General features: G+C 67.3%; 19 protein-coding genes. 11 read left to right on the forward strand and 8 right to left on the reverse strand.

What is annotated here, in order from left to right; genetic code table 11:
• Positions 1 to 495 precede the first annotated feature (495 nt).
• Entirely contained in the window at positions 496 to 1,707 is a 1,212-nt protein-coding gene (gene kch, locus AC6LJW_RS09745) for a voltage-gated potassium channel protein (protein WP_056559106.1), read from the forward strand.
• Here the strand turns inward: kch and AC6LJW_RS09750 are convergent.
• Positions 1,684 to 3,288 carry an EAL domain-containing protein gene (locus AC6LJW_RS09750; protein WP_056559109.1) on the reverse strand — a complete coding sequence of 535 codons (1,605 nt, stop codon included), beginning with the start codon at positions 3,286 to 3,288 and terminating at the stop codon, positions 1,684 to 1,686. The two genes, kch and AC6LJW_RS09750, sit on opposite strands and share 24 nt — an antisense overlap.
• A 254-nt stretch (positions 3,289 to 3,542) precedes the next feature.
• On the opposite strand from AC6LJW_RS09750, the gene AC6LJW_RS09755 reads away from it, so the two are divergent.
• The 6 genes from AC6LJW_RS09755 to AC6LJW_RS09780 all read left to right on the forward strand — a co-directional run bounded on the left by AC6LJW_RS09755 (position 3,543) and on the right by AC6LJW_RS09780 (position 9,800).
• Complete coding sequence (locus AC6LJW_RS09755) at positions 3,543 to 4,004, forward strand: hypothetical protein (RefSeq protein WP_369818902.1); 462 nt, start codon at positions 3,543 to 3,545, stop codon at positions 4,002 to 4,004.
• Positions 3,994 to 4,740 carry an acetoacetyl-CoA reductase gene (gene phbB / locus AC6LJW_RS09760; protein ID WP_498087147.1) on the forward strand — a complete coding sequence of 249 codons (747 nt, stop codon included), beginning with the start codon at positions 3,994 to 3,996 and terminating at the stop codon, positions 4,738 to 4,740. Before AC6LJW_RS09755 ends, phbB begins: the two co-directional genes overlap by 11 nt.
• A 55-nt stretch (positions 4,741 to 4,795) precedes the next feature.
• The gene (locus tag AC6LJW_RS09765; protein WP_498087148.1) at positions 4,796 to 5,677 is read left to right on the forward strand and encodes an EamA family transporter; all 882 of its coding nucleotides are present in this window, start codon (positions 4,796 to 4,798) and stop codon (positions 5,675 to 5,677) included.
• Positions 5,678 to 5,780: 103 nt separating this feature from the next.
• On the forward strand, positions 5,781 to 6,293 hold the full coding sequence (locus AC6LJW_RS09770; RefSeq protein ID WP_056559122.1) for a sigma-70 family RNA polymerase sigma factor: 513 nt from the start codon (positions 5,781 to 5,783) through the stop codon (positions 6,291 to 6,293).
• The gene (locus AC6LJW_RS09775; protein ID WP_427987500.1) at positions 6,290 to 7,255 is read left to right on the forward strand and encodes a DUF4880 domain-containing protein; all 966 of its coding nucleotides are present in this window, start codon (positions 6,290 to 6,292) and stop codon (positions 7,253 to 7,255) included. The genes AC6LJW_RS09770 and AC6LJW_RS09775 overlap by 4 nt, the downstream gene beginning before the upstream one ends.
• A 91-nt stretch (positions 7,256 to 7,346) precedes the next feature.
• A complete protein-coding gene (locus AC6LJW_RS09780) occupies positions 7,347 to 9,800 on the forward strand; it encodes a TonB-dependent siderophore receptor (RefSeq protein ID WP_498087149.1) in 2,454 nt (817 codons plus the stop codon).
• Here the strand turns inward: AC6LJW_RS09780 and AC6LJW_RS09785 are convergent.
• From AC6LJW_RS09785 to AC6LJW_RS09815, 7 genes are all read right to left on the reverse strand, one after another.
• Positions 9,797 to 10,390, reverse strand: coding sequence for a WG repeat-containing protein (locus AC6LJW_RS09785; RefSeq protein ID WP_498087150.1), 594 nt, complete (start codon positions 10,388 to 10,390; stop codon positions 9,797 to 9,799). The two genes, AC6LJW_RS09780 and AC6LJW_RS09785, sit on opposite strands and share 4 nt — an antisense overlap.
• A gap of 86 nt (positions 10,391 to 10,476) precedes the next feature.
• Complete coding sequence (locus tag AC6LJW_RS09790) at positions 10,477 to 11,454, reverse strand: Bug family tripartite tricarboxylate transporter substrate binding protein (protein WP_056559130.1); 978 nt, start codon at positions 11,452 to 11,454, stop codon at positions 10,477 to 10,479.
• Between the two features lie 73 nt (positions 11,455 to 11,527).
• Positions 11,528 to 12,757: a tricarballylate utilization 4Fe-4S protein TcuB gene (tcuB, locus tag AC6LJW_RS09795; protein WP_498087151.1), complete on the reverse strand. Its 1,230-nt coding sequence runs from the start codon at positions 12,755 to 12,757 to the stop codon at positions 11,528 to 11,530.
• Positions 12,744 to 14,159 (reverse strand): FAD-dependent tricarballylate dehydrogenase TcuA, encoded by a 1,416-nt coding sequence (gene tcuA, locus AC6LJW_RS09800; RefSeq protein WP_498087152.1) that lies wholly within the window; start codon positions 14,157 to 14,159, stop codon positions 12,744 to 12,746. Before tcuA ends, tcuB begins: the two co-directional genes overlap by 14 nt.
• A gap of 77 nt (positions 14,160 to 14,236) precedes the next feature.
• On the reverse strand, positions 14,237 to 15,163 hold the full coding sequence (locus AC6LJW_RS09805; RefSeq protein ID WP_498087153.1) for a LysR family transcriptional regulator: 927 nt from the start codon (positions 15,161 to 15,163) through the stop codon (positions 14,237 to 14,239).
• 3 nt (positions 15,164 to 15,166) lie between these two features.
• Positions 15,167 to 15,865 carry a glutathione binding-like protein gene (locus tag AC6LJW_RS09810; RefSeq protein ID WP_056559142.1) on the reverse strand — a complete coding sequence of 233 codons (699 nt, stop codon included), beginning with the start codon at positions 15,863 to 15,865 and terminating at the stop codon, positions 15,167 to 15,169.
• 40 nt (positions 15,866 to 15,905) lie between these two features.
• Positions 15,906 to 16,337: a hypothetical protein gene (locus tag AC6LJW_RS09815; protein WP_498087154.1), complete on the reverse strand. Its 432-nt coding sequence runs from the start codon at positions 16,335 to 16,337 to the stop codon at positions 15,906 to 15,908.
• A 190-nt stretch (positions 16,338 to 16,527) separates the two neighbouring features.
• On the opposite strand from AC6LJW_RS09815, the gene AC6LJW_RS09820 reads away from it, so the two are divergent.
• The 4 genes from AC6LJW_RS09820 to AC6LJW_RS09835 all read left to right on the forward strand — a co-directional run bounded on the left by AC6LJW_RS09820 (position 16,528) and on the right by AC6LJW_RS09835 (position 20,298).
• A complete protein-coding gene (locus tag AC6LJW_RS09820) occupies positions 16,528 to 17,928 on the forward strand; it encodes a tetratricopeptide repeat protein (protein ID WP_498087155.1) in 1,401 nt (466 codons plus the stop codon).
• 56 nt (positions 17,929 to 17,984) lie between these two features.
• On the forward strand, positions 17,985 to 18,149 hold the full coding sequence (locus AC6LJW_RS09825) for a hypothetical protein (protein ID WP_162253536.1): 165 nt from the start codon (positions 17,985 to 17,987) through the stop codon (positions 18,147 to 18,149).
• A gap of 112 nt (positions 18,150 to 18,261) precedes the next feature.
• Positions 18,262 to 19,482 carry a CaiB/BaiF CoA transferase family protein gene (locus tag AC6LJW_RS09830; protein ID WP_056559148.1) on the forward strand — a complete coding sequence of 407 codons (1,221 nt, stop codon included), beginning with the start codon at positions 18,262 to 18,264 and terminating at the stop codon, positions 19,480 to 19,482.
• An 18-nt stretch (positions 19,483 to 19,500) separates the two neighbouring features.
• The gene (locus tag AC6LJW_RS09835) at positions 19,501 to 20,298 is read left to right on the forward strand and encodes an enoyl-CoA hydratase/isomerase family protein (protein ID WP_427987491.1); all 798 of its coding nucleotides are present in this window, start codon (positions 19,501 to 19,503) and stop codon (positions 20,296 to 20,298) included.
• Positions 20,299 to 20,301 lie beyond the last annotated feature (3 nt).

A 20,301-nucleotide genomic window follows, 5' to 3' on the forward strand; every position in this document is an offset into this window, starting at 1 on the left:
TCTCGTGCCAGTTGTCCAGCGCGAGCCAGAACGAATATTCGCGCGCGCGGACGGGCAACAGGCCTGGCGCAGCGAAGAAGCGGACGCGAACGCGTCTGCCTGAAATCGCCCGGCGCAAGGCCGTCAGGCGAAAAAAACGCGGCGCTGCCCCCGAAGGGTAAGACGCCGCGCTAAAACAACACGTGAACCCGGAGTCATCGGCCGGCACCGATGCCTTCTACCTGGATCACGCGATTCCAACATTCGTGCCTCATACTACTCACGCACGGTCCGACCGTGGCCCGCGCCGGGTCTCTAGTCCCTGCACTGGCTGCAACGTGATCAACGCCTGGCAGTGCGTCCACCCTTGCTGCTGGGAGTGCGTTACTGCCATATCGGCGGTGTTCCTTCCGGATAGCCGCCTGATGAGGAAAGTTTAGGACCTCGGACGCGTTTCCAGTAATTCTTTGTTGATAGTCTTCCATACCAGATTGATATAGGAAGCCCGTGCCTTCCATGCCCCTGCCCCAGCCAACCCTGCGCCATCGCCTCCGTAAGATCCTGGCGTTTTTCCCGCCGAACTGGTGCCTTGCCATCCTGGTGGCCCTCGACGGATACGCCTTCATGCACCCGGTGCTGCGCGAAGTCCGCGCGCGCGAATATTCGTTCTGGCTCGCGCTGGACAACTGGCACGAGATCATGCGCGTGGTCGGCCTGCTGGAGATTCCGCGCCTGGTGCTCGGCGTGGGTCTGCAGGTGATTGCGCTGGGCTTGATACTCAAGGCGCGCATCGCCTGGGCGTTCTCGCTGGTGCTGCTGATCGGCATCGGCACGTTCGCCATATTGGGCGATGGCGGCCGCGCGGGACTGGGCATCTACACGCTGGTCCTGGTGATCGCGCTGGTGGCGTACTGGCGGCGCTTCGATCGCGCCAGCGTGACGGCCGGCTCGCTGTTTGCGCTGGTCAGCGTGCTGTCGCTGATGATCTACGCGGTGTTCGGCACGCTGTACCTGGGCAACGAATTCAATCCGCCCATCCTCGACGCCGGCACCGCGCTGTACTTCTCGATCGTCTCGATGTCCACGGTGGGCTACGGCGACATCGTGCCGCATAGCGGCACGGCGCGCCTGTTCACGGCGTCGATTATCATCCTCGGCATTACCGTGTTCGCCACCTCCGTCAGCGCGATCGCCGGACCGGTGATCGGCGGCAATCTGAAACGGCTCGTCAAAGGCAGGTTTTCTTCGGCCATGAGAAAGAACCACATCATCATCGCGGGCGCGACGCCCCTCGCGCTGAGCGTCTACCAGGGCCTGCGCAGCCGAAACGAAGAAGTCACCGTCATCGTGCCAACGGGCATGGCGCACGACTATCCCGCAGCCGCCGACCTGATCGAAGGCGATCCCTCGAGCGTCGACGTGCTGCACGTGGCGGGTGTCGCGCGGGCGCGCTATGTGCTGGCGCTGCGGGACGACGACGCGGAAAACGCATTCATCGTGCTGGCCGCGAAGGAAGCCACCGGCACGGACGGCGCCAAGACCGTGGCGCTGGTCAACACCAGCAAGCATCTGGAAAAGATCCGCCGGGTGCAGCCCGACCTGGTGTTTTCGGTGCAACTGCTGGGTGCGGAAATGCTGACGCGCGCGATCAACGGCGAACCCATGGACAGCCAGGCCATCACGGACCTGTTCTTTGCCAAGCCGTCAGCCAACGCCAAAACCACTTGAACGCGATTGGGGCTCGCCCACCGGTTCGCCCGGCGGCGCGTGCTCGGCATACCACGTCACGAACTGATCCGACGGCATGGGCCGCGCAAACAGGTAGCCCTGGATGAACGCGACGCCGCGCCCGGTGAGATAGCGGAACTGCAGGTCGGTTTCGACGCCTTCGGCCAGCACCGCCAGGCCCAGGCGATGCGCCAGCGTGATGATGACGTCCAGCACCGGCGCGTCTTCGCCGGTGGGTTCGATGGCATGCACGAAGCCCTTGTCGATCTTCAGGTAATCCACCGGAAAGCGCTGCAGATACGACAGCGAGCAGTGGCCGGTGCCGAAGTCGTCGATGGCCACGCGCACGCCTTGCGCGCGCAGCGCGTCGATGTTGCGCCGGGCCTGGCCGTCGTCGGTGATCAGGCTGCGCTCGGTGATCTCCAATACCAGGGTCGGCTCACGCTGGGCGATGTTGGCCGAGAAGCGCTCGATGTCGACCGCGAACTCGGCGCACGACAGATGCTCGGCGGCAATATTGACCCCGACATGAAAGCCCGGCGGCGTGGCCCAGCCGCGCATGTCGCGCTCGATCAGCGCGAACAGATGGCGCGTCAGCGGGACGATCATGCCATCGGCCTCGGCCGCGGCAATAAAGATGTCGGGCCGCACAAAGCCCACACCGGGCCGCTCCCAGCGCAGCAGCGCCTCGACGCCGCTGCACTGGCCCGTTGCATGACCGTACACGGGTTGGTAATGCACCCTGAATTCATCAGCCCTGATCGCGCGGCGCAACTGCTCCTTGAAGGAACGGCGGTTCGCCTGCTGGCGGTACGCAACCACGGCCAGGCCGAATCCGAGCAGCGCGGCGGCGGGCAGGTAGGTCATCATCAATTGCTGCCACGCCTGCACGACCGCTTCGGGCGGTGCATTGACGCGGATGATCAGGGGCGCGCCCCCATCGGGGTTTATGGTCTCGCTGAAGACGAGTTCTCGGGACGGCCCGTTCGCGCCGTTGGAATCATTGTGGATGGGTGTGCCGCCTTCGCCCACCTGCAGATCGATCCGGTAATCGCGCAGGCTGGCCACGGCGTTCAGCAGGTCCTGCACGTAGCGGCCGTCGACCACCACCACGCCGCTATGGCCTTCGATGCCGGGCCGGCCCAGAAGGATCGCCGGACGCTCGGGCGCGAGCGGCGTGCCGGCAACGGTGAAGAGCCAGCGGTCGGGTGACACGCCGGACGCCCACTTGCGAAAATCCGAGACCGGGAAATCGGACCTGCCGACCGCCGACGAGCAATAGATGCGATCGCCACGAACCAGGATGAGCGATCGGATATACGGATTGAGCGTGCCCCAGCGCTGCAGGTCGGGCAGCGCCTCTTCGCAGGTCAGGGCGGTCAGCGGGGCCATCCGGTCCAGCAGCTGCCAGGCCTGCGCCAGGATGTGCTGCGTCTGCACCCGCACGATGCGCGCGGCCGACTCGGCTTCGAAGCGCTGCTCTTTCTGCGCGTGCCACCACGTCCAGGCGACGCAGGCGATCACCGGCAGCACCAGCGCCAAGGCCACGGGCAGATAACGCCACGAGGGAACGCGTTCCATCAGGCCTGATGTCGGCAAGGGGTCTCCGCGGCAGTTGGGGGCCATTAGTGCAGGTGCATCGTTGCGATGGGACACCATGTGCGGCGCTGCGTCAAGAACTGCGTGTGTGCGTGCGCCTTGCGCAAGGATCGGGTCCGCAACGCTGGCCGTACCACCGCCCGCTGGGCTATCGTTGACTGGCAAGCCCCTCTGCCGACGGCATGAGGCTCGTGTGTATTCGTTTCCCCTTAGCACGCCATTTACAAGGACGGATGATGAAGAAAGCAAATGCCTCCCTGCCCGCCGGCCTGACCGGCGCCAACGTCGCCTTCTGCCAGCGCCTGGCCCAGCTTGCGCAGGAAAGCCAGCAGCGCTGGCTTGAAATGGGCCAGCGTCTGGCCGGCGACACCACCGGCCAATACCTGGCCACCCTCTCCCCCTTGAAACCCGCCGCCAACTGGCAGGACGTTGCGCCCGCCATGGGCGAGCTGGCGCGAAAGCGCTGGCAGACGCAACTGGAAGCCAGCCAGGCGCTTACCCACGCCGCGCTGCAGGAGCAGGCCACCCTGGCCGCCGGCGTGGGCGAAGCGATGTGCGAATGGTTCAAGCAGGCCAACAGCGCGGCGGCCGACAGCTCGCCCTTCGCGCAGATGTGGTCCACGATGACCAACCAGATGGCGGCCGCCTGCGCCGCCATGCAGGACGCCCACCAGCAGGGAGGCCGCCATGACCGTTAAACGAACCGCCCTCATCACGGGCGGGACGGGCTGCCTGGGCCGCGCCATCGCCGTCGCGCTGCACGATGCGGGCCACGACGTCATCGTCACCTACCATTCCAGCGAAAGCGCCACGCGCGAATGGATCAAGGAAGAGGCCGCCAAAGGCCGGACCTTCGCCATGTACAAGGTCAACGTGGCGGACTTCGACGCCTGCCAGGCGCTGGCCCGCAAGCTTGAAGAAGACGGGCGCCAGATCGACATCCTGGTCAACAACGCCGGCATCACGCGCGACGCCAGCCTGCGCAAGATGAGCGCGCAGAACTGGGCCGACGTCATGCACAGCAACCTGGATTCCATGTTCAACATGACGCAGCCGCTGTGCGGCCCGATGGCGGATCGGGGCTGGGGCCGCATCGTGAACATCTCGTCGGTGAACGGCAGCAAGGGCGCGTTCGGGCAGACCAACTACGCGGCTTCCAAGGCGGGCATCCACGGCTTCACCAAGTCGCTGGCGCTGGAAGTCGCCCGCAAGGGCGTGACGGTGAACACGGTGTCGCCCGGCTATCTGGCCACGCGCATGGTGCAGGCCGTGCCGCCGGAAGTCATGCAGGAAAAAATCCTGCCGCAGATCCCCGTGGGACGGCTGGGCGAGCCCGATGAGATCGGCGCGTTGATCGCGTTCATCTGCAGCGATGCGGCGGGATTCATGACAGGCAGCAATGTGGCCATGAACGGCGGCCAGCATATGTATTGATGGCGGTTTGCCGGCGCTGCACGCGCCGCGCCGGCAAACCGCATTTCCTTGATTCATGTCCCGCAACACCGACCTCTTCCTGACCGCGCTGGCCCCCGCCATCTGGGGCAGCACCTATGTAGTCACCACGCTGATGCTGCCGCCGGGCTATCCGCTGACGGTCGCCATGCTGCGCGCCCTGCCTGCGGGGATTCTGCTGCTGTTGTGGGCCCGTGCGCTGCCGCACGGCGTCTGGTGGCTGCGCGTGTTCGTGCTTGGAGCGCTGAATTTTTCGGTGTTCTGGGCGCTGCTGTTCGTCGCCGCCTATCGCCTGCCGGGCGGCGTGGCGGCCACGCTCGGCGCGATCCAGCCGCTGGTCGTGATCGCGCTGGCCCGGCTGCTGTTGGGGTTTCCGGTGCGCGGGCTGTCCGTCTTGGCGGCATTGGCCGGCCTGGCCGGCGTGGCGCTGCTGGTGCTGACGCCGAAGGCGGCGCTCGACCCCGTGGGCGTTGGGGCGGGACTGGCCAGCGCCGTGTCGATGGCGCTGGGCACCGTGCTGAGCCGCCGATGGCAGCCGCCCGTCTCCGCGCTGGCGTTCACGTCGTGGCAGTTGACGGCGGGCGGCATCCTGCTGATTCCCGTCGCGCTGCTGGCCGAGTCGCCCCTGCCGCATTTCACGCTGGTCAACGTCATGGGCATCGCCTGGCTGGGGCTGATCGGCGCGGCGCTGACCTATGTGCTGTGGTTCCGCGGCGTGGCGCGGCTGGCACCTGCGGCGGTGTCGTCACTGGGCTTTCTGAGTCCGCTTTCCGCCACGGTGCTGGGCTGGGCGATCCTGGGCCAAAGCCTGTCGCCGCTGCAATTGGCGGGCATGGCGGTCGTGGTGGGCAGCGTCTGGCTGAGCCAGCGCGCGCAACGCCAAACCGAAGCGCCGATGGTGTCGCGGGCGACGCGCTGAGCTGGGTCCCTTGAAAGCGGGCGGCTGGCGTGTTGTCTTGCGCGGCGATCCAAGTTATAAATAAGAGTTATTCCCATTAACAATCTCGCCGCGCCGCCCGTCCATGGATTCCCCCGCGTACCAGAACATTCAACGGCTTTACGCGGAACACCACGACTGGCTGCTGGGCTGGCTGAACCGTCGCGTGAACAATCGCGCGGACGCCGCCGACCTGACGCAGGACACATTCTGCCGCGTGCTGACGTCGCCGTCGGCCACGCCCATTGCCGAACCCCGCGCCTACCTGCTGACGCTGGCGCGCCGCCTGACCATCGACCTGTGGCGCGCGCGCGACGTCGAGGCCCGCTATCTGGACGCGCTGGGGCACGAGCAGGAACCGGTTGCGGCCTCGCCCGAATTGCTGATGATGCTGAAGCAGGCCGTGCAGGAGATCGATGCCCTGCTCGACGGCCTGCCCGTTCCGGTCAAGCACGCATTCCTGCTGAACCGGCTGGATGGCATGACGCATCCCGCCATTGCCCAGGTGCTTGGGCTGTCGCTGGCGACGGTCGAGCGTCACGTGAAGCGCGCCTTTCTGCACTGCCTGGCCGCGCGCCGCGCCGCGGACGCGCCATGAAGACGCTGTCCGCCGGTGACGCGCTGACCGATCGCGCGGTCGACTGGATCGTGCTGCTGACCTCGGGGCGGGCCTCCGACCGCGACCGACAGCGCTTCGAACACTGGCTGGCCAGCCATCCCGACAACGCGCGCGCCTGGGCCGAGGTCGACGGCCTGATGCAGCAACCCCTGTCCCGGCTGCGTGACGCCACGCGCGACGCCCCGGGCCCGGCACGCGCGGCCCGCACCGCGCTGTTGCAGGCCAACGGGGTGAATCGCCGGCGCGTCTTGAAGCTGGCCATGCTGATGGCGGGCGTCGGCGTGGGCGCGCTGGTCACCGACCGCTACGTGCCGCTGGCCGGCCTGTCCGCCACCTATTCCACCCGCACGGGCGAACGCCGCACTTATGCGCTGGCCGACGGGTCCGTGCTGACGCTGAACGCGCGCTCTGCCGCCGACGTGCATTACGACGACGCGCAGCGCACGGTCGTGTTGCGCCAGGGGGGGCTGTACGCAGACGCGCATGCCGATGCGCGGCCGTTTGTGGTGCGCACGCGGCATGGCGAGGTCACCGCCGCGGCAGCCCGCCTGAGCATCAGCCAGTTCGACGGCTACTCCGTCGCGTGCGCCCTCCAGGACGCGCTGACGCTGCGGCCCCGGCGCGGCGATGCCATGGAATTACTGCAAGGCGCCTCGGCCGCGTTTGACGGCGACCGCGCCTGGGCGCGCGAAGATACCGCGCAGGCCGGTTGGCGCAGCGGCATCCTGAGCGTGCGCGATACGCGGCTGGAAGAGGTGGTGGAACAGTTGCGCGCCTATCAGGCCGGTCTGATCCGGGTCTCTCCCGAGGTGGCGGCGCTGCGCGTCTTTGGCGTGTTTCCGCTGGACGATCCGCGCCGCGCGCTGGAAGCGCTGGGCGACACGCTGCCCATCCGGATACATCGCTACGGGCCCTGGATGACGCTGGTGGACGCCGCCTGAAAAAAATTGGCCAGCAATGAGGGGATTGCAGATCGGTAGCCGTCATGACTTGTGACGCAACCGAAATCCTCTCACTGCTTCCTCTGCCAACATGAAATTTCCCCTGCCCCCCGGCGCCGCGCTCGTCGCCTGCGCGTTGAGCGCCTGCGTGCTGACCCGACCAGTCCACGCCCAGACCACGCCGGCCGCCGCGCAACAAGCCACCCTGGCGTACGACCTTCCGGCCGCGCCCCTGGCCGACACCCTCAGCCGCATCTCGCTGCAAAGCGGCAAGCCCATTTCCGCCGGCGCCGAACTGGTGGCGGGCAAGCAGGCCGCACCCGTGCGCGGCGTGCTGAGCGCCGAAGCAGCCGCCAGACAGGCGCTGGCCGGCACCGGGCTGGAACTCGTCGTCACCCGCAGCGGCGTGTTGACTGTGCGGCCGCTGCCAGCAGCCAGCGCGGTGACCGCGCTGGAACCCGTGGTGGTCACCGCCAACGGCGTGATTCCGCCCAGCGAAGGCACCGGCTCGTACACGATGCCGGAATCGTCGTCAGCCACGCGCATGCGCCTGACGATGCGCGAAACGCCGCAATCGGTCAGCGTCATCACGCGCCAGCAGATGGACGACCAAGGCATCGTGAGCGTCGCGGGCGCGCTGGAACAGACGCCAGGCATCACCGTCGTCCAGGACAACTCGGAAGGCTACAGCTTCTATTCGCGCGGCTTCCAGCTGCAGAACTTCCAGTTCGACGGGCTGCCCAGCCTGTCCAGCGACGGCGGCAACGTCCGCGACAACTACAGCATCACGAACACGGTCATCTATGACCGCATTGAAATCCTGAAAGGCGCAACCGGCCTGGTGAACGGCGCGGGCTATCCGTCCGGCGTCGTCAACTTCATCCGCAAGCGGCCCACGCAGGAGTTTCAAGGCAGCCTGAGCGCGGGCGCCGGCTCGTGGGACCGCTACCGCAGCGAAGTCGACCTGGGCGGACCGCTAAGCGAAAACGGCAAGATCCGCGGCCGCGTGGTCGGCGCGGCCGAAACCCGCGGCAGCTTCATGGATTACGCCAGCGGCAAGGAGTATGTCGGTTACGGCATCCTGGAAGCCGACCTGACGCCGCGCACCAAGGCGTCCATCGGCGTGGACTATCAGCAGAACAAGAACGACGGCACCAGCAACACCCATCTGCCGGCATTCTTCTCGGACGGATCGCAGGTCAGGTTCTCGCGGTCGACCAACCCCGCGGATAAATGGGCGTGGCGCAACCAGGACACGACCCGCGTCTTCGCGGACATCGACCACCAATTCGACAGCGGCTGGCGCGTCAAGCTGGCCGCGGCCCATCGCAACTACAGTTCGCGCGAATTGATCTCCGGCATGAGCAGCGCGCTCATCGACGTGGACACCCACAGCATCGACCACGGCTTCTACACGGGCGGCGCAGCCCGTTTCAACACCGACTCGCGCGAGAACACCATCGACTTCCAGGCGTCCGGTCCCTACACCCTGTTCGGCCGCCAGCACGAACTGGTGCTGGGCTACAACGCCGCGCGCACGCACTCGCAATCGAACCGCTACGACGGCAACACCGATTCGCTGATCGACGACGCCTTCAACTGGAACAACAACGCCGTCGAGCCCGACATGTACGAATGGTGGCTGACGCACAATATTCTGGTGAACCAGAAGATCCTGTACGGCGCGACCGTGCTGCGTCCCACGGATCGGCTTGGTGTCATCCTGGGCGGCCGCTGGACGGATTACGAATGGAGCCTGGACGGCAGTCTGGGTAACGGCCGCAGCTCGCATTACGCCACCACCGTCGACAACAAGTTCATCCCCTACGCGGGCATCACCTATGACCTGGATAGCCGGCACACGGTGTATGCCAGCTATACCGACGTGTTCAAGCCGCAGGCGTATAACTTCGACGCCAACGACCGCCAGTTGGACCCGCTGACCGGCAAGAGCTACGAAATCGGCGCCAAGGGCGAATATCTGGACGGCCGGTTGAATGCCAGCATCGCGCTGTTCCAGCTCAAGCAGGACAACGTCGCCGAACTGGATCCCAGCGGCGCGTCCACGCCGTCGGGCGGCACCGCCTACATCGCGATTCCGGGCGTGACGACGCGCGGCGTCGAACTGGAGGTGTCCGGCGAAGTCATGCCGGGCTGGCAGGTGAATGCGGGCTACACGTACAGCCGCTCGCGCGACCGTGACGGCAAGCGCGTCAGCACCACGCAGCCCGAACACCTGTTCAAACTGGCCACCGCGTACCGCCTGCCGGGCGACTGGCACCGTCTGACCGTCGGCGCGAACATGCTTTGGCAGAGCAATACGTATTTCTCGCAGGAAATCGGCGAGAACAATCATCGGTTCACGCAGGACGCTTTCGGCGTGCTGGGGCTGATGGCGGGCTATGACTTCAGCAAGGACCTGCGCCTGACCGTGAACCTGAACAACGTGCTGGACAAGCACTATTACTCGGGCATGGGCAGCTATAACTCGGTCTTCTATGGCGCGCCGCGCAACGTGTACGCGCAGCTGCGCTACAAGTTCTAAGGCTGATCACGTGGGCGAGGCACGCCGCGTGCGGCCTCCATCTCGGCCCGCAACGACATCGCATCCGGCCGCATGGGCAGCGCCAGCCGCCCCTCGCGGTCGATGGCGCCCCATTCTCCGCCCGTGACGTAACTGTGTTCGCCGTCGCGCGTGCGTTCGATGCGGCAACCCTTGCACACCGCGGCCAGGCCGCCCTCGAAGCGGTCGACCCAATCGTAGGGCGTGGCCAGCACGCGGTTGAGCTGCTTGTCGTAGTAGGCCATGCCGCCGGCCCACGGACCGCGCGTCAGGCCATCCTCGAAATCGTCCGCGCCGTTGTCGTACGTGACCACTGGCACGGCGCGGCCGTCGGGGCGCACCCAGTGCCACGAGCCGTTGGCCGTTGCGGGCGACAGGCCGTCATCGCCGAAATCCATGCGCGCCATCACCGCGGGGCGGAACTCGACACTGTCGTTCGTGGCGCGGGCGCAGTGCTCGACGCGTTCCAGAGAGCCTTCTGCTTCCTTGTCCGCGAAGAAGCAGGAAAGGTCGTATTCGACGGCATGGCCCGAGGTCAAGGCCAGCGAGGTAAGCAGGGCGGCGATCAGCATGCGGGGCATCCTAGCATGGCGGTTGCCAGGCCTTTACCGGCCTGACGCCCCGCAGGCAATGCGATCCCGAAGGACCGCCTGCCGCATCAATTGGTCGTGGCGCCCGAGTCCTTGACCGCCTTGGCCCACGCCGCGATCTCAGTCTGGATGAACTTGCCGAATTCGGCGGTGTTCACGCTGGAGGCGCGCGCGCCCTCTTCCAGCAGGCGCTGCTTGACCTCGGGCGAGGCCAGCGCACCCGTCAACGCCTGATTCAGCGTGGCCACCACCGCGTCCGGCGTGCCGGCCGGCGCAACGATGCCGTGCCAGGACACCGCCTGGAATCCGGGCAAGCCGGATTCAGCCATCGTCGGCACGTCGGGCATCGCGGACGAACGCTCGGGCGAAGTCACGGCCAATGCGCGCAGCGTGCCGGCCTTCACATGGGGCAGGACGCCCGGGATCGTGGTGAACATGAAGTCGATCTGCCCCCCGATCAGATCCGTGATCGCGGGGCTGCCGCCCTTGTAGGGCACGTGCGTGAATTGCAGCTTGGCTTCGCTCTTGAACATCTCGCCCGCCAGGTGCCCCGGCGTGCCGGCGCCCGCCGAGCCCATGTTGGTCTTGTCGCCTTGCGAACGGATGTACGCGATCAGCTCCTGCACGTTCTTGGCCTTGACGTTGGGGCCGACGACCAGCACGTTCGGCACGGTGGCCAGCAGCGTGACGGGTGTGAAGTCCTTGACCGCATCGTAGGAAATTCGCGAGTACAGCGACGGATTGATGCCGTGCGTGCTGGCGGTTGCCAGCAGCAGCGTGTAGCCGTCCGGCGCGGCCGATGCCACCTGCTTGGCGGCGATGGTGCCGTTGGCGCCGCCCTTGTTGTCGATCACGATCGTCTGGCCGAGCGTCTTGGCGGCTTCGGCGGCCACGGTGCGCGCCAGGATGTCGGACGTGCCGCCCGCCGAATGCGGAACGGCCAGCGTGATCGGTTTGGCGGGAAAGGTCTGGGCGTGCGCCGCCGGCAGGGCTGGCGTCAGACAGGCGGCCAGCGCGCAGCGCGCCAGCAAACGAGTGCGGAACATGGATGTCTCCAGGGTTGTAGCCGGCTGCGGCGCCTCGCTCGGGCGCCGTCCGCAGGCAAAAGGGCTGGTCCGGTCAGTCCGAACCGAGCTGCAGCTTGTTGGGCTGGCGCTTTTCGATGGACCACTTCAAGAGCGCGGCCGAACGATAGATGCCATGGGCGAACTTGCCGTAGGGCAAGGTCAAAAACAGCGCCATCACGACGCCAAGATGGATCGCCAGCAGCAGCGCCATCGCGCTGCCGTCGCGGCCGGCCAGCAGCGCCAGACCCGTCGCGCTGGTGAGGAACAACAGGACGATGAAGCCCCGGTCCATCGGCTTTTGCGCCGCGTCGCCCTGCAGGGGATGGCGCTTGAAATTCAGCCACAGCAACCCGGCCGGTCCGATCAGGAGCCCGATGCCGCCCGCGGTGCCCAGCAGCACCGGCGCGCTCAGGATCGGATACGGCGCCTGCTGGTTCAGCAGATAGTGGTAAAGCGTGGCGACACACGTGGCCGCGAAACACAGCATGAAGCCGTAGAACGTGAAATGGTGAAACCGCCTGCGCCACAGCGTGAAGGCGTCGTCGGCGTTGTTGCAACCCTTGCCGTGGCCGCCGTCCAGATAGCGCAGGCGCAGCGCGTCGTGCGCCGCCTCGGCCACCGCCGCGCCCGATGCCGCCCCCGGGCTGACGTTGCGCCAGAAGCGCGTCACGCCCACCGCCAGCGCCAGCATCGAAAAGCCGAACACCACGCCAAACATCAGCGCCAGCGTGTTGTGCGGGAACACGGCGTAGAAGTTGCCCGCCATCGGCTCATGGAAGAGGCCGCCCGCCATCACCACCGCCAGCACCAGGAACAGCGCCAATCCCGCAGCCGTGGCCAGCGACAGCGCGAGGCCATTGCGCTTGTACAGCGTGCCCAGCGCGGCGGGCCACGCGTAGTCGGTGTATGTCTGCACCCGCACCTTGGCCATGGCCTGCGGCACGTTGACGGCAAACTCGTGCGGCGGCGCGTATTGGCACGCGTGCAGACAGGCGCCGCAGTTGTGACACAGGTTGGCCAGGTAGTTCAGGTCGGCCTTGCCGAATTCCAGACGGCGCGTCATGGCGGGGAACACCGCGCAGAAGCCTTCGCAGTAGCGGCAGGCGTTGCAGATCTGCATGACGCGCGCCACTTCGGTCTCGTCATCGGTCAGCGTTTCGGTCAGCGGCTTGACGCCCCTTGCATGAAAATGCACCGGTTGCTCGGAGGGAGCCGGAGCCGGGCTGGACTGACTGGTGGAAAAGGACTGCGCCTCGCGGGCCAGGGCTTCAAGCTGCTTCACGTTGTGCTCCCGCAGGATTCTGGCCGAGCGCCGCAGCGGCGGCGCGGGTGCCGGCAATACGGCCGAAGGCGGTGCCGATGGACATGCCCACGCCCGCCGTATAACCCTTGCCCAGCACGTTGCCGGCCATCATTTCGCCTGCGACAAAGAGGTTGGCGCTGGGCGTATCGTTGAACCGGACGGCGGCGGTGTCGTCCACCTTCAGGCCCAGGTAGGTGAAGGTGATGCCGGGCCGCAGCGCATAGCCGTAGAACGGCGCGGTGTCGATCGGCCGCGCCCAGTGCGTCTTGGCGGGCGTCACGCCTTCGGTATGGCAGTCGTCCAGCGCGGTGTGGTCGAACGTGCCCACGCGGCAGGCCGCGTTGTAGTCCCCGACCGTCTTCTCGAAGGTGGCCGGGTCCAGGCCCAGTTTTTGCGCCAGCTCGGGCAGAGAGCCGGCCTGCACGCCCGGGAAGACCGGCGGCATGAACCGGCCGATCGCCTTGGCGTCGATGATGGAATAGGCGATCTGGCCGGGCTGCATGGCGGTCAGGCGCCCCCAGATCGCGTAACGCTTGGGCCAGAAGTCCTCGCCCTCGTCGTAGAAGCGTTCGGCGTCGCGGTTGACGACCACGCCCAGCGACACGCAATCGATGCGCGTGCAGATGCCGCCGTCGTACAGCGGCGCGCGGGCGTCGATGGCCACACAATGCGATTGGGACGGGTCGCCGATGCCGTCGGCGCCGGCGTCCAGCATGAATTTCAGCAGCACGCCCATGTTGAAGCGCGTGCCGCGGATCAAAAAGTTGTCGGCCGGCCATTCGCCGCGCTCGTTCTGGCCCCAGGCCTCGCGCAGCCATTCGCGGTTGGATTCGAAGCCGCCCGCGGCCAGCACGCAGGCGCGGGCCTCGATGCGTTCTTCGCCGATGCGCGCGGCCACAAAGCGGCCGTCTTCCAGTTCCAGCGCATCGACCGGCGCGTTGTAGCGGATCTGCACGCCCAGCGCTTCGGCGCTGCGGTAATAGGCGTTGACCAGCGCCTTGCCGCCGCCCATGAAGAACGCGTTGGTGCGCGCCACGTGCAGCGCGCCCGACAGCGGCGGCTGAAAGTTCACGCCGTGGCGGCGCATCCAGTCGCGACAGGTGGAGGACTCGCGAATGACCAGCCGCGCCAGGTGTTCATTGGTCAGCCCGCCCGTCACCTTGAGCAGGTCCTGCCAGTATTCTTCCTCGGGATACGCGTCGATCAGCACGTCCTGCGGCGCATCGTGCATGCAGCGCAGGTTGCGCGTGTGCTGGGAGTTTCCGCCCCGCCATTCCTTTGGCGCCGCTTCCAGCAGCAGCACGCTGGCGCCGGCTTCGCGCGCCATCAGGGCCGCGCATAGCGCCGCGTTGCCCCCACCAATCACCAAGACGTCAACCATGCCATCTTCCCCAGTTCAAGGGGCAGACTCTACGCAGCGGCGCGCCGCTGCGATATCAGGCAGGCGTCAACGGGTATTCACGATTCGTGAAGAGCGACCACGGCCCACTTGCCCTCACGGGCCAGGGTGCGGGACACGTCCGCCAGGACCAGCCGGGCCGCCAGCGCCGCGGGCGACAGTTCCTCGTCCGACAGGCTCGCCAGCAGGTTGGAGCGGAACAAGTGCGCATCGTCGATGCGCGCCATCTGCAACTGGCCCGGCGCGATGCGCGCGGTGGCCGAGCTGGGCTGGATCGTCGCCGCGACGCCCTGCTGCACCACGTCCATCAGCAGCGACAGGCCGTCGACCTCGGCCACCACCCGGGGCGTGCGCCCCAGTTGCAGGAAGGCGTTGTTGACCAGCGCGCGCAGGCCGTGGCGGCCGCTGGGCAGCACCAGCGGCAGGTCCGCAATGGCCTCCAGCCGCGTCGTGCCGCCCGGCGGCACGCCCGGCATGCCGGGCCGGGCAAAGAGAAACAGGGGTTCGTCCAGCAGCGGCATCACGCTCCAGCGGCGCGCGGACTCGGCATGGAACACGATGGCCAGGTCCAGCAGGCGGCCGTTGAGCATGTCGGTCAGGTGCCCCGACAGCGCTTCGACCAGATGCAGCCGGATGTCGGGGTAACGCTCGTTCATGGCCTGCAGGAAGGGCGCGCCCAGCACCGCCGCCGTCGTGGACGGCAGGCCGACGCTGACGTGGCCGGCCAGCCGCGCCTGCTGGGCGGCCTGGACGGCGTCGTCGGCGTGGCGCAGGGCCAGCTGCGCCTGCCGGAAAAACGCCAACCCCGCGTCCGTGGGCACCACGCCGCTGGCGCTGCGCTGCAACAGCCGCGTGGACAGTTCGCCTTCAAGGCGGCTGATCTGCTGGCTGAGCGCTGACGTGACCATGCCGATCGACATGGCCGCCCGGCCGATGCTGCCGGCCTCGACCACGCGCACGAAGTAACGGAGCTGGCGCAGTTCCATTGGTCAGCCCGGAATGGTCAATCCCTTGGCGACAGCGGGCCGCGCGACGAACGCGTCCAGCACGCGCGCGACATTCTTGAACGACGAGAAGCCGACGAGGTCGCCGGCGTCGTAAAAGCCCACCAGGTTGCGCACCCACGGGAAGATGGCGATGTCGGCGATGGTGTACTGGTCGCCCATCACCCAGTCACGCCCTTCCAGGCGCTGGTCCAGCACGGCGAGCAGGCGCTTGGACTCGTCCACGTAACGGTCGCGCGGACGCTTGTCTTCGTAGTCCTTGCCGGCAAACCGATGGAAAAAGCCCAGTTGGCCGAACATCGGTCCGATGCCACCCATCTGGAACATCACCCATTGCAGCGTCTCGAAGCGCCCTGCCGTATCCGCCGGGATGAACTGGCCGGTCTTGCTGGCCAGGTAGACCAGGATCGCGCCGGACTCGAACAGGCCCAGCGGCTTGCCGTCCGGCCCGTTCGGGTCGAGGATGGCCGGGATTTTGTTGTTCGGGCTGAGCGACAGGAATTCGGGCGTGAACTGGTCCTTGGTATCGAAGGCGACGCGGTGGACCTCATAGGGCAGCCCGGTCTCCTCCAGCATGATCGAGGCCTTCACGCCATTGGGCGTCGGCAGCGAATAGAGCTGGATGCGGTCGGGATGCTGAGCGGGCCACTTCTTGGTGATGGCAAAGGCGTCTAGGGAGGACATGCGGGGTTTCTCCGGGGAGGCGGGTTGGGTGACGACAATCCTAGCGCAAAACCCGGTGCAAACCCCACCGCAGCGCGGTTGCCGCAAGCGCAATCGGCAGCACCATGCGCCATTGCGCCAGGAACAGTTCCCGCGTGGCTTCGCCGGGCGCCCAGGTATTGCCGAACACCTGCGGCGACGGCGGCGCCAGATACAGGGCCAGGAGCGCGGCGGCGAAGGTCGCAAGAAGGCGCCATGGCAACGATAGCCGCAGCCTGGCCGGGCGCTCGGCCAGCGTCAGCGCGATCACGCCGGCCAGCCCCGCCATGACGGCCTGGGCGTAGAAATCGCGGGGTTCGTAGATATAGGGCGCGTCCGGAATCATCCAGCCGTACGCGCCGGTCGACAGCACGGACGTCAGGCACGCGCCGAAAAGCGCGGCGGCGAAGGACAGGAGGAGCAGGTCCAGGGTACGCAGAAGGAGTTTGAGCATTCGGGGATGACGGGCATGGAAGGTGGCGGGAGGATGCCATAGGTTGACGCGGGGGGTGGGCAGCACGGCGCGCTTTCCGTTTGTGATGCACAATCCGCCTCGCGCCTGCAACGCGGCGCCCTGCCCTGGTGCAGGTCCTTCCCATTACCGACGTGGCGGCCCGCCGCGCCTGGCATCACCGGCAGTCCCCATGAAGCACTCGCAGCAACGTTCCGGGCAATCCGCCGCCCCCGATCTCGCTCACACGACGTCGCACGCAACCTGGCGCGCCTCGGCCTCGGCGCTATGCCTGACGGCCGCGCTGGGATTGACCGCCCCCGCCGCGCACGCCGCGGTCCAGGACACGGCGGCTGACGCAGACGCCCCGAGCCGCACGCGCAGCCTCACCCTGACCCTCATGGATGGCAAGGGCCCCGCCCCCGCGCCCAACATGCCGTACCGCGTCTTCGTGACCGGCTCGAACGACGAGATTCTGGACACGCCCTCCGGCGATGGCATCCTGCACGGCGTCACCGACGCCGAGGGCCGCACGGCGCAGTTCCAGACCTCGCTCCCGCATCTGGAAGAGGACTTCACCCTGATCCGCCGCATCGGCGACGGCCCCTGGGGTCACTTCTTCCAATTGCAAAGAAGCGGCACCACCGAACCCTTGCCCGCCTGGCCATACATCATGACCATGCACCAGCGCTGGGGCGAACAATGGGTGGACCTGGGTTACACCACCCGCCAGGGCGCGACGGCCTACTTCAGCCACGATGTGCCGGCGGGCTCGATTTCGCTGCACATCGACGCGCCGGTCACGCGTGAGGACACGTGCTTTGCCGAGCTGGACGCCGTCAACCGCAAGTTCGCGCAGCAGGACGCTGATGGCGCCCGCGCGCTGATCGGCGCCATGCGCTGCAATCGCAGCGCCGAGCAAAAGCTGGATCTGGCGCGGCTGCTGCTGGCCGCCGGCCAGACCGATCTGGCGCGCCACTGGGTGCTGCAGACCCGCCAGCGGCCGTTTCCGGACATGTTCAAGCCTGTAGCGCCGGCCGACCGGCGCAAGCGGCTGGAGGTGGAACGCCTGCTCGGCATGCCCGATCTGGTGCTGGAGGACTCCAACGCGCTGCAGGCCCGGCAATCTCAAAAACGCGCCGCCGATGCCGCGGACCTGGCGAACAACACCGCCTACTACCTGGCGGACTTTCCGGACTACCTGCCGCAGGCGGAGGAACAGGCCCGCCGCTCGCTGGAGCGCGTTGGCCCGCGTCCGTACAACCAGGGCACGCTGGGCTGGATCCTGGCCCTGCGCGGTCAGACCGACGAAGGCCTGCGTTTGATGCACATCGCCTACCGCGACCTGCCGCGCGACGAAGAAATGGTGGCCGACTACGGCCTGGCGCTGTGGCGCAGCGGCCAAACAGCCCAGGCGACGCGACTGTGGGACGAGGCGCAGCGCGAATGCGTGTGGGGCGTGCGCATGCACGCAGCATTGCGCGAAGCGGGATACCCCCACCCGTACTTTCAGCCCGCGGATTCCGACCCCGTGAATGAATATCGCGCGCGCTGCGCCAAACCACGCATCAAGGCCAAAACCGCAGGCCTATAATCCGCCCATACGCTGCGAGCCACGCGCCTGCTTAGGGGCAGACGCAGGAGACCTCCATGACATCCTCCCTGAAGCGCCTGCTTTCCCTTCTTGCCGCCACCCTGCTTCTGGCCGGCTGCGGCGCCGGCCCCGGCGGCCCGCCGCACCCCGGCGCGGCCAATCCATACAGCAACGGCGGTTTTCATGATGCCGGCCCCAACTATCCCAATACGGGACGCTGACGCCGGCGCTGCGGCGTCCCCAACCGCATAACAGCTTTGCGCTCGCGGGCCCCTCCCGCAGCGCCCGCCAACTCCTAGACTGCCTGCACATACCGCAGTCAAGGAGAAGGCTTTGCAGCCGCTGTTATCGAATCTCAAAGTGCTGGACCTGAGCCGCATCCTGGCCGGTCCCTGGGCCAGCCAGATCCTGGCCGACCTGGGCGCTGACGTCATCAAGGTCGAGCGGCCGGGCCAAGGCGACGACACCCGCACCTGGGGTCCGCCCTTCCTGAAGGATGAAGACGGCCAGGACACCCGCGACGGCGCCTACTTCATCGCCACCAACCGCGGCAAGCGCTCCATCACGATCGACCTGCAGACGCCCGAAGGCCAGGCGCTGGTCAAGGACCTGTGCCGCGACGCGGACGTGGTGCTGGAGAACTACAAGGTCGGCACGCTGGCGCGCATGGGGCTGGATTACGACGCGCTTTCCAAGATCAATCCGCGCCTGGTGTATTGCTCGGTCACTGGCTTCGGCCAGACCGGACCGCGCGCCGCCGAACCCGCGTACGACTTCCTGATCCAGGCGATGGGCGGCCTGATGAGCGTCACGGGCGAACGCGACGACCGGCCCGGCGGCGGTCCCCAGAAGGTGGGCGTGCCGATCGTGGACCTGACCACCGGGGTGTATGCCGCGCTGGGCATCGTGGCCGCGCTGCTGCGCCGCGCGCAGACCGGCAAGGGCGAATACATCGACGTTGCGATGCTGGACGTGCAGGTGGGCCTGCTGGCCAACCAGGCCATGAACTTCCTGCTGGGCAACAAGGTGCCGCGCCGCACAGGCACCGCGCACCCGAACATCCAGCCGCAGCGCACGTTCGCCTGCGCCGACGGCGACATCGTCATCGTGGTGGGCAACGACGGGCAGTTCGCCACGCTGTGCGGCATGCTGGGCAAGCCCGAACTGGCCCAGGACCCGCGCTACCTCACCAACAGCCAGCGCGTGAGAAACCAGGAAACGCTGGATCCCATCCTGGACGCGATCTTCGCCACCGAACCGCGCGCCCACTGGCTGGCGGCGCTGAAGGCGGCGGGCGTGCCGGCGGGATCGATCAATACCGTGCCCGAAGTGTTCGAAGACCCGCAGGTCGTGCACCGCGCCATGCTGCGGCGCCTGCCGCATCCGGCCGCGGGCTCGGTGCCGCAGGTGATGAACCCGTTGCGCTTCGGCAGCTCGGCGCTGCGCGCCGACGCCGCGCCACCGCTCCTGGGCCAGCACACCGCCGACGTGCTGGCGGAGCTGGGACTGTCCGCCGAGCAGATCCAGGACTACCGCGACCGCAAGATCATCTGAACAACAAAGGAGAGAGACATGAGCATGCCGGAGAACCTGGCCGGGCCCTATACGGCGCTGGACGTCACGATCGCCGACGGCGTCGCCACCATCCTGCTGGCCAACCCGCCCGTCAACGCGCTCAGCACCGAGATGATGAACGAGCTGTGCTGGGTGCTGGACCGCATTTCGGAGACGCCCGAGGTGCGCGCGGTGGTGCTATCGGGCCAGGGCAAGACCTTCTGCGCGGGCGCCGACCTGAAGAACCGCTCGGCCACCATCAAGGGCCCCGGTGATCTGCCGCAACACTCGCGCCGCACGCGGGAGTGCTTTCATGCGATCCGCGAATGCGCCAAGCCCGTGGTGGGCGCAATCAATGGCGCGGCGCTGGGCGCGGGACTGGCCATCGTGGCCTCCTGCGACATCCTGCTCGCCGCCTCCACCGCCGTCGTGGGTCTGCCGGAGATCAACGTTGGACTGCTGGGCGGCGGCCGCCACGGCATGCGGCTCTTTGGCCACTCGCGCCTGCGCCGGATGATGCTGACGGGTCTGCGCGTGGACGGCGACGAGCTCTACCGGCTGGGCATCGTCGAAGCCAGCGTGCCCGCCGACGCACTGATGGACCATGCCATGGAACTGGCGCGCGAGCTGGCCTCCAAGAGTCCGCTGGCGACCGTGCTGGCCAAGCAGACGCTGAACGCCATCGAAGACATGAGCCTGCGTGACGGCTACCGCTACGAACAGGACATGACGGCGGCCATCGCCAAGACCGCGGATGCGCAGGAAGCGCGCCAGGCGTTCCTGGAAAAGCGCGCGCCTGTGTTCCAGGGCAAATAAGGA

This window comes from Achromobacter sp. 1012554356, from assembly GCF_059760815.1.